Source organism: Nocardioides halotolerans DSM 19273 (genome assembly GCF_000422805.1).
GTDB classification, from domain to species: domain Bacteria; phylum Actinomycetota; class Actinomycetes; order Propionibacteriales; family Nocardioidaceae; genus Nocardioides; species Nocardioides halotolerans.
In genome coordinates this window covers 1-12933 of record NZ_AUGT01000031.1, presented here as the reverse complement: position 1 = coordinate 12933, position 12933 = coordinate 1, and the positions used below count along the sequence as shown (strand labels likewise).

The window sequence follows — 12933 nt, the reverse complement described above, 5'->3', positions numbered from 1 at the left end:
CTGAAATGAACCACCGCTTCGGGGAGGCGAACGCATGTCGGGGACGATCCCGTGGGAACGAGTCAGGCGCGCGGGCTCGAAGCTCACCACACCGTTGCTGCCGGACGACTACCTCACCCTGCTCAACCCGCTCTGGAGCTCGCGCGAGCTCCGCGGCCGGGTCGAGAAGGTCGTGCAGGAGACCGACGACGCCGCCACCCTGGTGATCCGCCCGGGGTGGGGCTGGCGCTACGACCACAGACCGGGGCAGTACGTCGGGATCGGCGTGCAGGTCGACGGGAAGTTCCAGTGGCGGTCCTACTCGGTGAGCTCGCCGCCGCAGCGCTCCTACCAGCCGGGCAGCGGCCGGACCATTGCCATCACGGTGCGCGCGATGCCCGAGGGGTTCGTCTCGTCCCACCTCGTCGGCGGCCTCGAGCCGGGCACGATCGTGCGGCTCGCGCTCCCGGAGGGCGACTTCGTGCTGCCGGACCCGCCGCCCGAGAAGCTGCTCTTCCTGGTCGGTGGGAGCGGGGTGACGCCCGTGATGGCGATGCTGCGCACCCTCGACCGGCGTTCGGCGGGCAACGGCAGGGCGATGCCCGACGTAGTCCTGCACTACTCCTCGCCGACCGAGGACCGGATGATCTTCCGCCATGAGATCGAGCGGCTCGAGGAGAAGTACGACGAGCTCACGGTCCACAAGCTCTTCACCGAGACCGACGGCATGCTCGAGCTCGCCGACCTCGACGACCTCTGCCCCGACTGGCGTGAGCGCGAGACCTACGCGTGCGGTCCGGGGCCGATGCTCGACGCGATCACCGAGCACTTCGAGGCCGCCGACCTCGAGGACCACCTGCACCTCGAGCGATTCTCGCTCGACCTGGGCGGCGACGGCGGGGAGGGCGGCGAGATCACCTTCCGCAACACCGGCAAGACCGTCGAGGTCGACGGCGCCACCACCGTGCTCGAGGCCGGCGAGGAGGCCGGCATCGGCATGCCCTACGGCTGCCGCATGGGCATCTGCCACACCTGCACCCTCACCCTCGTCTCCGGCAAGGTCCGCGACCTGCGCAACGGCGACGAGTTCGACTCACCCAACGAGCCCGTGCAGACCTGCGTGACCACCGCCGTGGGCGCGTGCACGCTCGACATCTGACCACCCCGGTGGTCGAGGAGGTCGCGCAGCGACCGTCTCGAAACCTCTGAAAGGAAGGCATCCAGTGGCCATCTCGGACGTCCAGGAGTACACCCACCTCACCGACGAGGAGGTGGAGCAGCTCGGCCGGGAGCTCGACGCGATCCGCAAGGAGATCGAGGAGTCGCGCGGCGACTCCGACGCGGCGTACATCAACCGGATGATCCGCATCCAGCGCTACCTCGCGGTCGCCGGCCGGCTCACGCTGCTGCTCGGCACCCAGTCGAAGAAGACGCGGGTGCCGGCGGCCATCGCCGGAGCGACGTTCCTGGGACTGCACAAGATCCTGGAGAACATGGAGATCGGCCACAACGTGATGCACGGCCAGTGGGACTGGATGAACGATCCCGAGATCCACTCCTCCAACTGGGAGTGGGACACCGCGCAGCCGGCCGAGCAGTGGAAGCACAGCCACAACTACATCCACCATCAGTTCACCAACGTGCTGGGCTACGACAACGACATCGGCTACGGCATCCTCCGGATGGCCCGCGAGCAGAAGTGGCACCCGGTCTACCTCGGGCAGCCGGTCTACAACGCGCTGCTCGCCTCGCTCTTCCAGTGGGGCGTCGCGCTCCATGACCTCGACCTCGAGCGGATCCGCAAGGGCGAGAAGGATCCGAAGGAGATGAAGCGCCAGCTGCGCCAGATCGGGCGCAAGGGTCGCAACCAGGTGCTCAAGGACTACGTGATCTACCCGGCGCTGTCGGGTCGACAGTGGAAGACCACCCTGGCCGCCAACGCCACGGCCAACCTGATGCGCAACCTGTGGGCCTACGTGATCATCTTCTGCGGCCACTTCCCCGACGGTGCCCTGCACTTCACCGAGGAGGAGCTGGAGGACGAGACCCGCGCGGAGTGGTACCTGCGCCAGATGCTGGGGTCGGCCAACTTCAACGGCGGGCCGCTGCTGCACATCATGTCGGGCAACCTTGGCTTCCAGATCGAGCACCACCTGTTCCCCGACCTGCCGAGCAACCGCTACGCCGAGATCTCGGTCAAGGTCCGCGCGCTCTGCGAGAAGTACGACATCCCGTACACCACAGGACCCCTCTACAAGCAGTACGGCCAGGCGCTGCGCACGATCATCAAGCTCTCGCTGCCCAACGGCATGACCTCCAGCGACCAGCCGGAGCCGCCCACGCCGTCGCGCTCGCGCAAGCGCAAGTCCGACTCCGAGCGACCCTCCCGCATCCAGGAGCTGGGGGTCTGGTCGCGCGGCAAGTCCACCGAGCGGCAGGCGTCGTGACGTCCACCCCACGAAACCGCACCGGGGGACGCTCCGCGCTGGCGGCGGCGCGCTTCCGCGGGGACCCCGGACATGCGCTGACTCAAGCCTCGCGGGTGCACGAACGTCATTGGGTGACCCAGTGCGCCCTCGCGCGGATCTGCGGCGGCTGCGCGATGTCGCTCGGCCGGCCGATCGCGTTCCTCGGCACGCCCGACGAGGTCGCGCGCAACGCCTTCCACCTGCCGCCGATGCACACGGCGTGCGCCGAGGAGCTGCGGCGCACTCCGGGCGCCGACCCGACGTGGCAGCTGGTCACGACGGCGGGGTTCGAGTTCGTGCGGCCGGCCACCGAGGACCTCGACCGCGAGCCGAGGTTCGAGCCCAACTCGCTGCTCTGAGCGCAGCTCCGGCGGGTCAGCCGTCCCCCGGGTTGGAGCGCCGGAGCCGGCCCAGCGGCCGGCGGCGGCTCGCCAGCTCGGCGTCGCGCTCCTCGATGACCTGGCGCTGACGGGCCAGGCGTCGGCCCTGCTGCTTGACCCGCTTCTCGAGCATCTCGATGGTCGCCTTGGCGTGCGCGAGCTGCTGCTGCACGTCCTGGACCAGCACCGACTCCGGCTTCTCCAGCTGCGGGACGATCTCGGCCTCGGGGTCCATCCGCGCCTCCGTGCCGCGGGGGACGCGGCGCATGATCGCGTAGAACTCGACGTCGTCGGGCCGGGTCGGGACGATCTGCTCGACGTACCAGCTCGAGTGGCCGCCTCGGCGCAGCTCGCGCATCTGCCGCAGGAACGACTCCGGCGTGAAGAGCCACACGTGGCAGTCGACGTACTCTCCGCGCAGCGTGCGCTGGACCTCGTCGTTCGCCTGCCACCAGGGATGGGCGGGTGTGTCGTACGTCGGCGCGTTGCCCCGCCAGATGTCCAGGTGCTTGTAGTCGAGCGTGGCGGAGAAGTGGTCGTAGACCGCGCGCACGGACGGGCGCTTGTCGCCGTCCGCGTGCGCCTGGAGCATCTGCCCGACCGTCGTCAGCGGCCGGTGCACGTCGAAGCTGAAGCGCTGGTCGGGGACGATGAGGGCGAGCACCCCGTCGTCGACGGTGATCTCCGCCAGGTCGGTCAGCCAGCCGACCACGTCGGGCACGTGCTCGATGACGTGCGAGGCGACGACCCAGTCGTACGGCGCGCCGGGCGCGGCTGCGTCGGCGATCGAGAGCGTGCGGCCGTCGGGCTGGATCAGCACGTAGTCGATGTCGGGGATGTTGTCGACCACGACGCCGTGCCCCTCGGCGTAGTGCTCCTGCAGCGCGTCGCGGCTCACGACGTCGAGGTAGCTGACGTCGGCACGCTCCTCGCGGACCATCGGCCGGTCGAGCGGTCCGATCTCCAGCCCGTGCCCCGAGCCGAAGTCGTGCATCCGCCAGAACCGCCGCCGGCGCTCCGCCCGCCGGGTCTGCTGGCCGGGCCAAGGGTCGTCGGTCATGGGGGTCACCCTATGAGGGCGCGGTCCCGCTCCAGGCCCGCGGTCCGCTGCGGTCGGTCCGCCGTCAGCCATCACGCCGGCGAGCTCAGAACCCGGTGATGCAGTACGGCGCGGGCCCGACGTCGGCCATCGCGGCGAACGCCTCCACGCCGGGTCCGGAGATCCGGCCGGCGCGCCCGAGCGTGCCGATGCCCACCCCGCCGAGGTGGAGCGCGCCGAGGGTGTCGGCGTCCATCCGGACGTCGGCGCCGGTGTCGTCGGCGTCGCTGACCTCGGCGGCGCCGTCGCGGGTGACGAGGCGGAAGCGGCCGGCGGCGTGCCCGAGCGGGTCGTCCACCTCGAGGACCACCTCGCCGTCGCGTCCCCACGGTCGCGACCGGAGGGCGGCCGGCACGTCGAGCACCCGCACCCACAGGGAGTCCACCTGTCGCGTGACCCGGGCGGTGAACGGGTCGACCAGGGCCCAGGAGAGCGGGTCCTCCACCGGTGCGTTGTCCCACTCGACCGAGTCGCTCAGGTCGAGGTCGGCGAGGAACCTCCACAACCGGAGGTACGCCGCCGTCGTCAGCGCGACGAGGTCGCTCACGTGGATGGTGCGGCGGCCGTCCTTGCGCGGCCCGGGTCGGTAGGCGACGTAGCCATCGGCGTCTCCGGACCCGTCGAGGTGCACGGCGGTGCGCAGCTTGGTGTCGCGGCCGTCCTCGAAGTTGAACTCTCCGGTGAGGATGGGCTCGTAGAACTGCGGCCGCTCCACCGATCCGCGGGTGCGCTCGTGGAAGAGCGCGAAGACCGAGGTCACGACCGGCCAGGCCTCCAGCGGCTCGACGAGCTCGACCACGCCGTCGTCGGCGAAGGGGCGCAACGCGAACCCCGCGCCGGTGTCGACCTCGAGGCGGTGCCGGAAGACTGCAGGGCCGAAACCGAAGCGCCCGTAGATCGCGCCCTCCGACGCGGTGAGGACCGCCAGGGGGACGCCCTGCTCTGCGGCGTCCGCGAGGTCCTCGGTGATCATCGTGCGCAGCAGCCCGCGCCGCCGGTGGGTGGGGCTGACCGTCACGTCGCTCACCATCCGCACCCGCTCGAGGCCCCTGCCGGTGTTGAGGGTCTTGTCGTAGCTGGCGTAGGTCGCGACGGGGATCGCTCCCGAGCCGAGCGCCGGGGCCTGCTGCCAGGCGCCGCGCAGCACGGCGTGGTCGGCGTCGAGGTGGTGGCCGAAGCGCTCGCGCAGCTCCTCGCTGGTCCGGCCCTGGTGGAAGCCGCGCGACTGAGCTTCGTACCACCCGGGCATCAGGTCGGGCTCGTCCGCCGCTCGGAAGGTGCGGAAGGTCAGGCCGTCGGACGCTGGCTCGCTCACGGTCAACCAACCTAGAGGCTGGAGCTCGACCGCGCCGGGACGGCCGCGGGGCGCTGGGTAGGGTCCCGGCATGGAGCTCGTCGTCAACGATCTGTACGAGGACCGGGCGCCCAGTCCGGAGGCCGTCGTCGCCCTGTTCGACGGTCAGTGGGTCTCCGCGCTGCCGGGGCTGCCGTCGGGCGACGTGCCGCTGTTCGGCGACGACCGCATCCAGTGGGCGATCGACCTCGCCGGCGGGGTGGCCGGCAAGCGGGTGCTCGAGCTCGGGCCGCTCGAGGGCGGCCACACCTTCATGCTCGAGCGCGCCGGCGCCGTCGACGTGCGCGCCATCGAGGCCAACACGCTGTGCTACCTCAAGTGCCTGCTGGTGCAGCAGCTGTTCGGTCTGAAGCGGTCGCGGTTCGAGCTCGGCAACTTCGTGCCCTGGCTGCTCGAGACGGAGGAGACCTACGACCTCGTAGTCGCCGCCGGGGTGCTCTACCACCTCTCCGACCCGGTGACCGTGCTCGACGCGATCTGCCGGGCCGGCGACCAGGTCTACCTCTGGACGCACTACGTCGACCTGGAGCTGATGCCGGTGACCGACCGGCGCTACAAGCGCTGGTTCGTCGGGGTCGAGGAGCACGAGCACCGCGGGCGGACCTACCCCCTGCACCGGCGGGCCTACAAGAGGAACCCGACCAGCGACCCGAAGTTCATCGGCGGCGTGCACACCACGACGGCGTGGGTCGAGAAGCAGACGATCCTCGACGTGTTCGAGGCCAACGGGTTCGAGGTGGAGGTCGCCCACGAGGCGAACAACCACAGCGGCCCGTCGGCGTCGTTCTTCGCAAGGAAGAAGGGCGTCTGATGCCGAAGGCGGCTGCCGTCGAGGTGCAGGCCGGCGACCGGACGGTCCGGGTCTCGAGCCCCGACCGGGTGATCTACGAGGCGACCGACACCACGCCCGAGGTCACCAAGCTGATGGTGGCGGAGTACTTCGCCTCCGTCGAGGACGGCCTCATGCGCGCGCTCCGCGACCGGCCGACCGCGCTGGAGCGGTGGACGTCCGGTGTACGCCCGGGGATGAAGCTGGCCACGTCGCGGATGGACCGCGACGCCGACGCGTTCTACCAGAAGCGGGTGCCGAAGGGCGCTCCCGACTACCTGGAGTCGGTCGAGATCACCTTCCCCTCCGGCCGCACCGCCGAGGAGATCTGCCCCACCGAGATCGCGGTGCCCGTGTGGTGCGCGCACATGGGCACGCTGACCTTCCACCCGTGGCCGGTGCGGCGCACCGACGTCGACCACCCCGACGAGCTCCGCATCGACCTCGACCCGCAGCCGGGCACGTCGTTCGCCGACGCGGTGCGGGTCGCCGGCGTGGCCCGCGAGCTGCTCGAGGAGCTCGGGCTGCACGGCTTCGCGAAGACCTCGGGCAACCGCGGCATCCACGTGTTCGTGCGCATCGAGCCGCGCTGGGAGTTCCTCGACGTCCGGCACGCCGCGATCGGCTTCGGCCGCGAGCTGGCCCGGCGCGACCCCGGTGTCACCGTCGACTGGTGGAAGGAGGAGCGGGGCGAGCGGATCTTCGTCGACTTCAACCAGAACTGCCGCGACCGCACCATCGCCTCGGCGTACTCCCTGCGCCCGATCCCCGGCGCGCCCGTCTCCATGCCGCTGACCTGGGACGAGCTCGCGGCGCTCGACGACCCGCGCGGGCTCAACCTCTTCACCGTGCCGGAGCGGCTGGCCGACTCGGGCGACGCCTGGGCGGGCATCGACGACACGGCGTACTCGATCGAGCCGCTGCTCGCGCTCTACGACGAGCTGCCGGGCGGCGAGATGCCGTTCCCGCCGGACTACCCCAAGATGCCCGGCGAGCCGCCGCGGGTGCAGCCCAGCAAGAAGGTCGAGGAGCACTGGGAAGCGGACGGCAACCGCATCGAGTGACGGCTACGCGATCGCCTCGACGATGCGCAGGTCACGCTCGGCTCCGTCGCCGAGCACGCGCAGCGCCTCCTGGTAGGGCTCGCTGTGGTACGCCGCCACCGCGTCGGCCACGCTGTCGAACTCGATGAGCGTGGTGCGCTCGGTGACGCCGAGCTCGAACGCGGCCGCGGCGTCACCGCGAGCCAGGAAGCGGCCGCCTGCCGCGCGCATGGCCGGACCGGCGAGCTCGACGTAGGCGGCGAGCTTCTGGTCGTCGCTGATCGTGCGGAACGTGTTGATCCAGTAGGCCTTGGGCACGAGGTTCTCCGTCAGTGGGTGGCGGTGGTGGGGCGCCGGCTCGATGCAGCCGATTATTGTCTGGTCATCAGACTGAACCAACTCTATTCTTTGTCTGGTGAACAGACTCGATGTGCGAGACGCCGTGCCCGGCGCTCGCCCGGAGGAGGCGCACCCGCGCGCGACCCTGTCGATCGCCTCGCTCGGCACCTTCGTCGCACTCGTCGCCTACACGGGGCCGCTCGGCAACCTCCCGACCGTCGCGCACGCCCTCGGTGCCGGTCCGACAGGGCAGACCTGGATCCTGAGCTCGATCAGCGTCGCGCTGGCGGCCTCCCTGCTCACGGTGGGCACCCTCGCCGACCGGCACGGGCGGCGACGCGCGTTCGTGCTCGGCTGCCTGGTGCTCGCCCTGGGCTCGGTGCTGTGCGCCGCTGCCCAGGGCACGCCCGCCTTCATCGTCGGGCGCCTGGTCCAGGGGGTGGGCAGTGCCGCGGTGATCGCGGCCAGCCTGGGTCTGATCGGGAGCGTCTTCACCACTCCTGACCAGCGGGCACGCGCCAGCGCCGCGTGGGGGGCCAGCGTGGGCGCAGGCATCGCGATCGGACCCGTGGCCACCGGGCTCCTCGACCTCGCGGACGCCTGGCGCTGGATGTACGTCGTGCTCGCCGCCGGCACGCTGCTGCTCGCCGGCGCGGGGCGGGGCCGCCTGCCCGAGTCGCGGTCACCGGCGCCGCGGCCCCTCGACATCCCCGGCGCGGTGACCCTCAGCGGCGCGATCGTGCTGGCCCTGGTCGCCCTCGTCGAGGGCCGGCACGGCGTCGACCCCGTCGTCGCCGTCGTCACGGCCGGCGCCGGCCTGCTCGCGGCGGTGTTCGTGGTCGTCGAGCGGCGGGCCGAGCACCCCGTGCTCGAGCTGGCGTTCTTCCGCCAGGCGCCGTTCACGGCGGCGACGCTGGCGGCGCTCGCGACCGGCGTCAGCGTCATCGGGCTGATGTCCTACGCGTGCACGTTCCTCGTCGGCACGATGGAGACGACCACGCTCGGCGCGGCGGCCGTCCTGTTCGCCTGGTCCGGCACGAGCGCCGTGTCCGCGTCGCTGGCCCGACGGCTGCCGCCCGCGCTCGCGGGGTCACGGCAGCTGGTCGTGGGCCTCCTGGGGGTCTCGGTCGGCGAGCTGGCCCTGCTCGGCGCGTCGCCGGGATCGATCGAGCGCCTGATCCCTGGACTGGTGCTCGCCGGGGTCGCGAGCGGCGTGCTCAACGCCGGCCTCGGTCGCCAGGCCGTGGCCACGGTGCCGGCGGACCGCGCGTCGTTCGGCAGCGGCGCCAACAACACCGCGCGCTACCTCGGCTCGGCCGTGGGCGTCACGATCGTGGTCGTGATCGCGACGAGCCCGGGCGCGAGCGCGGACGCGCGGGTCGCCGGGTGGGACCACGCGGTCCTGGCGTCGGCGATCATGGCAGCCGTGAGCGCCGTCGCCGTGCTCGTCCTGCACGGGCGGGGCGTGCGACCGGCCGGCGCGGGAGGAGTGGAGCGATGAGGGGCGTGCCGTCGTGGCGCTAGGGATCGGCTACGCCGACCAGACCTGCAACCTGGCCCGCGCCCTGGAGGTGCTCGGCGAACGCTGGACGATGCTCATCCTGCGCGACTGCTTCTACGGCGTACGTCGCTTCAGCGACCTGCTCGCGCACCTCGACATCTCCCGCGCCGTGCTGACCGAGCGCCTCAACACCCTGGTCGAGGCCGGCATCGTCGAGCGCCGGGCCGAGGGCGGCCACCCGGTCTACCTCCTCACCGAGGCCGGGACGGCCACCTGGCCGAGCCTCTACGCGCTGGCGCGGTGGGGTGAGCGGTTCGGGCCGCCCGAGCGGCGGTCCGGCCGCACGTTCCGGCACTGGGGGTGCGACGCCGAGCTGGACGACCACGGTCGGTGCCCGGAGTGCGGCGCCACCCCAGGTCCCGCGGACGTCGTGACGCATCCCGGTCCGGCGCGGGCCGGGGACCGCACCGACCCGGTCAGCGTGGCCCTCCGCTCGCCCCACCGGCTGCTCACGTCCGTGCCGGCGTAGGTCAGGCCGCGCGCGTCAGGAAGCGGGTGAGCTGCTCGGGCTCGGTGACCATCACGTCGTGACCGGTCTCGACGTCGATGACCGAGCCGGCGACCTCCTCGGCCCAGGTCCGGAACGGGATCCCGTTGCCGGGGGAGCAGACCACCGCCCGGCACGGGACGGTGTCCACGGCGCCCGTCAGCCGGGTCGGCTCAGAGAAGGTGCGCCGCGGCTGCGCGGTCAGCAGCGGCTCGACCCAGGCGATGTCGTCCGCCTCCGTGATCCCGACGACGCCGGGGGCCGGGATCGCGATGAGGCCCTCGGACGTGTTGGTCTCGATCCAGGTGCGGAACCACTCCGGCGCCAGGCTGTCCAGGGAGTCGCCGTCGCGCCCCACCCAGGCGTCCACGAGCACCAGCTCGGCCACCCGGTCGGGCTCGCGGTCGGCGACCTCGCGGACCACGAGGCCGGCGTAGCTGTGGCCGACCAGCACGACGTCGCGCAGGTCGCCGTCGCGCAGCAGGGCGACCACCTGGTCGACGTGGTCGCGCAGCCCGACGGCGGACGCGGTCGGCGCGCCGGCCTCCGCTCCGGCGAGGGTGGGGGTGAGCACCTCGTGGCCGTCGTGGCGCAGGCGGCCGGCGACGCGGTCCCAGCACCACCCGCCGTGCCAGGCACCGTGCACGAGTACGAACGTCGACATCTGTCCTTCTCCTCTTCCTCTTCCGGCTGTGAGCACTAGGGCATGTCCCTCGATTCCCGGCGGCGCCGAACGCCGCCCAGATCACGCGCTGGCGGCGTTGCCGACACTTCGAAGACACCCAGTCTGCGCGCGTGCCGGCGCCTTGCCAGCCCGCGTCTGGACGACGCCGGCATCCACCGCGAATCGAGGGACATGCCCTAGACGGCGCATCGAGCCTCGCTGTGACACGGGGCGGTCAGCTGCTCGGTCGCCGCCGGGCGAGGGTGATTGCCGTCAGGGCGGTGACCGCCATCGCGGCGACGCCGACGAGGGCTGCGGTGGTGTAGGCGTGGCCGTCGGGGAAGAGCTCGCCGGTGGCCGTGCCGGTGGCCAGGACCAGGCCGCCGATCGCGCTGCCCAGGGAGAAGCCGACGCTGCGCACGACGTAGTTGACGCTCATCGCGCTCGACGTCTCGCTCATGGGCGTGGCGGCGAGGATGACGCCGGGCATCGCGGCCGAGAAGCTGCCGACTCCCAGCCCCAGCACCCCCATCGCGGCGAACAGCTCGGCCAGGTTCGACCGGGCCGCGGCGAACAGGACGAACCCGCCGCCGACGACGACCGCGCTGATGGCCAGGAGCACGGGGCCCTCGACGACCGTCCGGACCCGGGGCGTGAGCCTGCCGGCGACGAAGCCCAGGACCGAGAACGGGACGAACACCAGCCCGGCCACGAAGGTGGTCAGCCCGAAGCCGTAGCCGGCGCCGTGCGGCGTCTGCGCGTAGCGCGTGACGAGCGTGAGCAGGAGGTACATGCCGCTCCCGCCGACCAGCATGGCGAGGTTCGCCCCGGCGACCGCGGGGTGGCGGACCGCCCGGACGTCGACGAGGGGCGTCGTGCTGCGCAGCTCGGAGGCGGCCCAGACGCACAGGAGGAGCACGGCGACGCCGGCGAGGACGACCGCCACGCGGAGGTGCCCGGTCCACGTGCTGCGCTGGCTGGCCAGGAACAGGACGAGGAACAGCGCGCCCGCGAGGAGCACGGCGCTCGGCACGGACACGTGGGCCGAGCGCCCCTGCGGGGCGCGGGGGACCGAGCGCCAGGCGGTCAGCAGCGCTCCTGCGGTGACGGCCAGGCCGAGGCCGTAGGCGGCGCGCACGCCGCCCAGCTCGGCGAGCAGGGACGTCAGCGGGTAGCCGACGCCGGCGCCGACGATCGAGACCACCGAGATCAGGGCGATGGTCGCCGAGCTGCGCTCGTCGGTCAGGTGGTCGCGGGCCACTCCCATCATCAGCGCGGTCAGACCGAGCCCGACGCCCTGGGCCGCCCGGCCGGCGAGCAGCCCCGCGAACGGCAGCGGCAGCACGGTCAGCGCGCTGCCGAGGACGACGACCGCCAGGGTGGCGAGGATCGCGCCACGTCGGTGGGCGCCGGCTCCGAGCCTGCCGAGGACGGGCGTGGCGACGGCCCCGCTCAGCAGTGGGGCGGTCAGGGTCCACTGCGCGCTGTCCAGCGACACGTCGAACGTGGTCGCCACGCTGGTGATCAGCGGCGCTCCGAGGCTGGCGACCGCAGCCACGACGAGGGCGATGAACATGAGGGCGGGCACCAGCAGCCGCGCCTCGGAGCGCACCGAGGCCCGCCCCGTCACCGCGCCGGTCCTTCGCGCTCCTGGCTCTCCAGCTCCGCCAGGTGGGCCAGCGCCGGGAGGGCTCCGACGAGGGCCTCCACCTCGTCGTCGGGGAGCTCGTCGACCAGCCGGGCGAGCGCGTCGACGCCGGTCTGCCGCCGCCGCTCGACGTACGCCGCACCGGCCTCGGTCACGCTCACCAGCGTCACGCGCCGGTCGGACGGGTCGCCCCGCCGCTCGACCAGTCCGGACTCCTCCAGCACCCTGACCAGCACGGTCATCGCGGGCTGGGTGACACCTTCGGACGCGGCCAGGTCCGTGATGCGTCGGGGGCCGGTCCGGTGCAGCGTCGCCAAGGTGGCGGCGGACGTGATGCTCATGTCGCGGGGGAGGCGGCGGACGGCCCTCACGGCCAGCCCGTGGAGGGCTGCCCCGATGGCAGCGGACGCCGAACTGGAAGCGGCTTGACGGCTCATGCCTGAAACATACAGGCTTTATATGAACACTTTATACATCTGAGGAACGGAGAGGCTTCCGTGGCCAAGGGTTACTGGGTCAGTGTCTACCGCGCCGTCGCCGACCGGGCGCGGCTGGCGGCCTACGACGAGCTGGCCGGGTCGGCCGTCCGAGCCGGGGGAGGGCGGGTCCTGTCCCGTGACGGCCGGCTCGTCGCCCACGAGGCGGCCACCGCGGAGCGGGTCGTCCTCATCGAGTTCGACAGCTTCGACCTGGCCGTCGCCGCCTACGAGAGCCAGGCCTACCAGCAGGCGCTGGCGACGCTCTCGGACGCCGCCGAGCGTGACTTCCGCATCGTCGAAGGTGTCGACTGATATGTGAGTGCTGGCTGTCAAGGGCAGGGTGAGGCGCCGCCGGGTCGGGTGACCTGGCGGCGCCTCGTCGGTCTCGGGTGGGTGACTGCTTCGCAGCGTGTCTTGGCGACGCGCGGTCGAGACTGATATGCGCGGGTTGGTTACCGCATGACGGCGTTCGGCAGGAGCGCTCCGCTTCTCTGAGGTCGAGCGTCACCAGTCGGTCTGGTGGCTCACAGTCGAAACGTGGGTCGGCTCCTCGCGCTGCACGTCGCAGTCGGCTCAAGCCCGAGACCGGGCTTGGCGGGGCGC

The 12933-nt window shown here is 72.1% G+C and carries 14 protein-coding genes; 8 read left to right on the top strand and 6 right to left on the bottom strand.

Features of this window, described 5'->3' with window-relative positions:
• Positions 1–34 precede the first annotated feature (34 nt).
• The 3 genes from G514_RS0110170 (at position 35) to G514_RS0110160 (ending at position 2806) form a co-directional block, all read left to right on the top strand.
• Complete coding sequence (locus tag G514_RS0110170; RefSeq protein WP_028651664.1) at positions 35–1138, top strand: ferredoxin reductase; 1104 nt, start codon at positions 35–37, stop codon at positions 1136–1138.
• Between the two features lie 64 nt (positions 1139–1202).
• Positions 1203–2426 (top strand): fatty acid desaturase family protein, encoded by a 1224-nt coding sequence (locus G514_RS0110165; protein WP_028651663.1) that lies wholly within the window; start codon positions 1203–1205, stop codon positions 2424–2426.
• Positions 2427–2539: 113 nt separating this feature from the next.
• Complete coding sequence (locus G514_RS0110160; protein WP_028651662.1) at positions 2540–2806, top strand: hypothetical protein; 267 nt, start codon at positions 2540–2542, stop codon at positions 2804–2806.
• Between the two features lie 16 nt (positions 2807–2822).
• Here G514_RS0110160 and G514_RS0110155 read toward each other — a convergent pair whose 3' ends face one another.
• Both G514_RS0110155 and G514_RS0110150 read right to left on the bottom strand, forming a co-directional pair.
• Positions 2823–3887 (bottom strand): class I SAM-dependent methyltransferase, encoded by a 1065-nt coding sequence (locus tag G514_RS0110155; RefSeq protein WP_028651661.1) that lies wholly within the window; start codon positions 3885–3887, stop codon positions 2823–2825.
• An 85-nt stretch (positions 3888–3972) separates the two neighbouring features.
• Entirely contained in the window at positions 3973–5241 is a 1269-nt protein-coding gene (locus tag G514_RS0110150; protein ID WP_051247275.1) for a GNAT family N-acetyltransferase, read from the bottom strand.
• A 70-nt stretch (positions 5242–5311) separates the two neighbouring features.
• Between G514_RS0110150 and G514_RS26020 the strand changes: the two genes are divergently transcribed.
• Both G514_RS26020 and G514_RS0110140 read left to right on the top strand, forming a co-directional pair.
• On the top strand, positions 5312–6091 hold the full coding sequence (locus G514_RS26020; RefSeq protein ID WP_051247274.1) for a class I SAM-dependent methyltransferase: 780 nt from the start codon (positions 5312–5314) through the stop codon (positions 6089–6091).
• Positions 6091–7173, top strand: a complete 1083-nt coding sequence (locus G514_RS0110140; protein WP_028651659.1) for a DNA polymerase domain-containing protein — start codon at positions 6091–6093, stop codon at positions 7171–7173. Before G514_RS26020 ends, G514_RS0110140 begins: the two co-directional genes overlap by 1 nt.
• 3 nt (positions 7174–7176) lie before the next feature.
• Here the strand turns inward: G514_RS0110140 and G514_RS0110135 are convergent, their stop codons facing one another.
• Complete coding sequence (locus tag G514_RS0110135) at positions 7177–7470, bottom strand: DUF1330 domain-containing protein (protein ID WP_028651658.1); 294 nt, start codon at positions 7468–7470, stop codon at positions 7177–7179.
• Between the two features lie 97 nt (positions 7471–7567).
• Here G514_RS0110135 and G514_RS0110130 point away from each other — a divergent pair, with 97 nt between their 5' ends.
• On the top strand, positions 7568–8992 hold the full coding sequence (locus G514_RS0110130) for an MFS transporter (RefSeq protein WP_245582163.1): 1425 nt from the start codon (positions 7568–7570) through the stop codon (positions 8990–8992).
• Positions 8993–9005: 13 nt separating this feature from the next.
• Positions 9006–9521, top strand: a complete 516-nt coding sequence (locus tag G514_RS0110125) for a winged helix-turn-helix transcriptional regulator (RefSeq protein ID WP_028651656.1) — start codon at positions 9006–9008, stop codon at positions 9519–9521.
• Position 9522: 1 nt separating this feature from the next.
• Here G514_RS0110125 and G514_RS0110120 read toward each other — a convergent pair whose 3' ends face one another.
• The 3 genes from G514_RS0110120 to G514_RS0110110 all read right to left on the bottom strand — a co-directional run bounded on the left by G514_RS0110120 (position 9523) and on the right by G514_RS0110110 (position 12192).
• A complete protein-coding gene (locus G514_RS0110120; RefSeq protein ID WP_028651655.1) occupies positions 9523–10203 on the bottom strand; it encodes an alpha/beta fold hydrolase in 681 nt (226 codons plus the stop codon).
• Between the two features lie 235 nt (positions 10204–10438).
• A complete protein-coding gene (locus tag G514_RS0110115; protein ID WP_028651654.1) occupies positions 10439–11833 on the bottom strand; it encodes an MFS transporter in 1395 nt (464 codons plus the stop codon).
• Complete coding sequence (locus G514_RS0110110; RefSeq protein ID WP_028651653.1) at positions 11830–12192, bottom strand: MarR family winged helix-turn-helix transcriptional regulator; 363 nt, start codon at positions 12190–12192, stop codon at positions 11830–11832. The genes G514_RS0110115 and G514_RS0110110 overlap by 4 nt, the downstream gene beginning before the upstream one ends.
• 156 nt (positions 12193–12348) lie before the next feature.
• Between G514_RS0110110 and G514_RS0110105 the strand changes: the two genes are divergently transcribed.
• Positions 12349–12642 carry a DUF1330 domain-containing protein gene (locus G514_RS0110105; protein WP_028651652.1) on the top strand — a complete coding sequence of 98 codons (294 nt, stop codon included), beginning with the start codon at positions 12349–12351 and terminating at the stop codon, positions 12640–12642.
• The last annotated feature ends 291 nt before the right edge of the window (positions 12643–12933 follow it).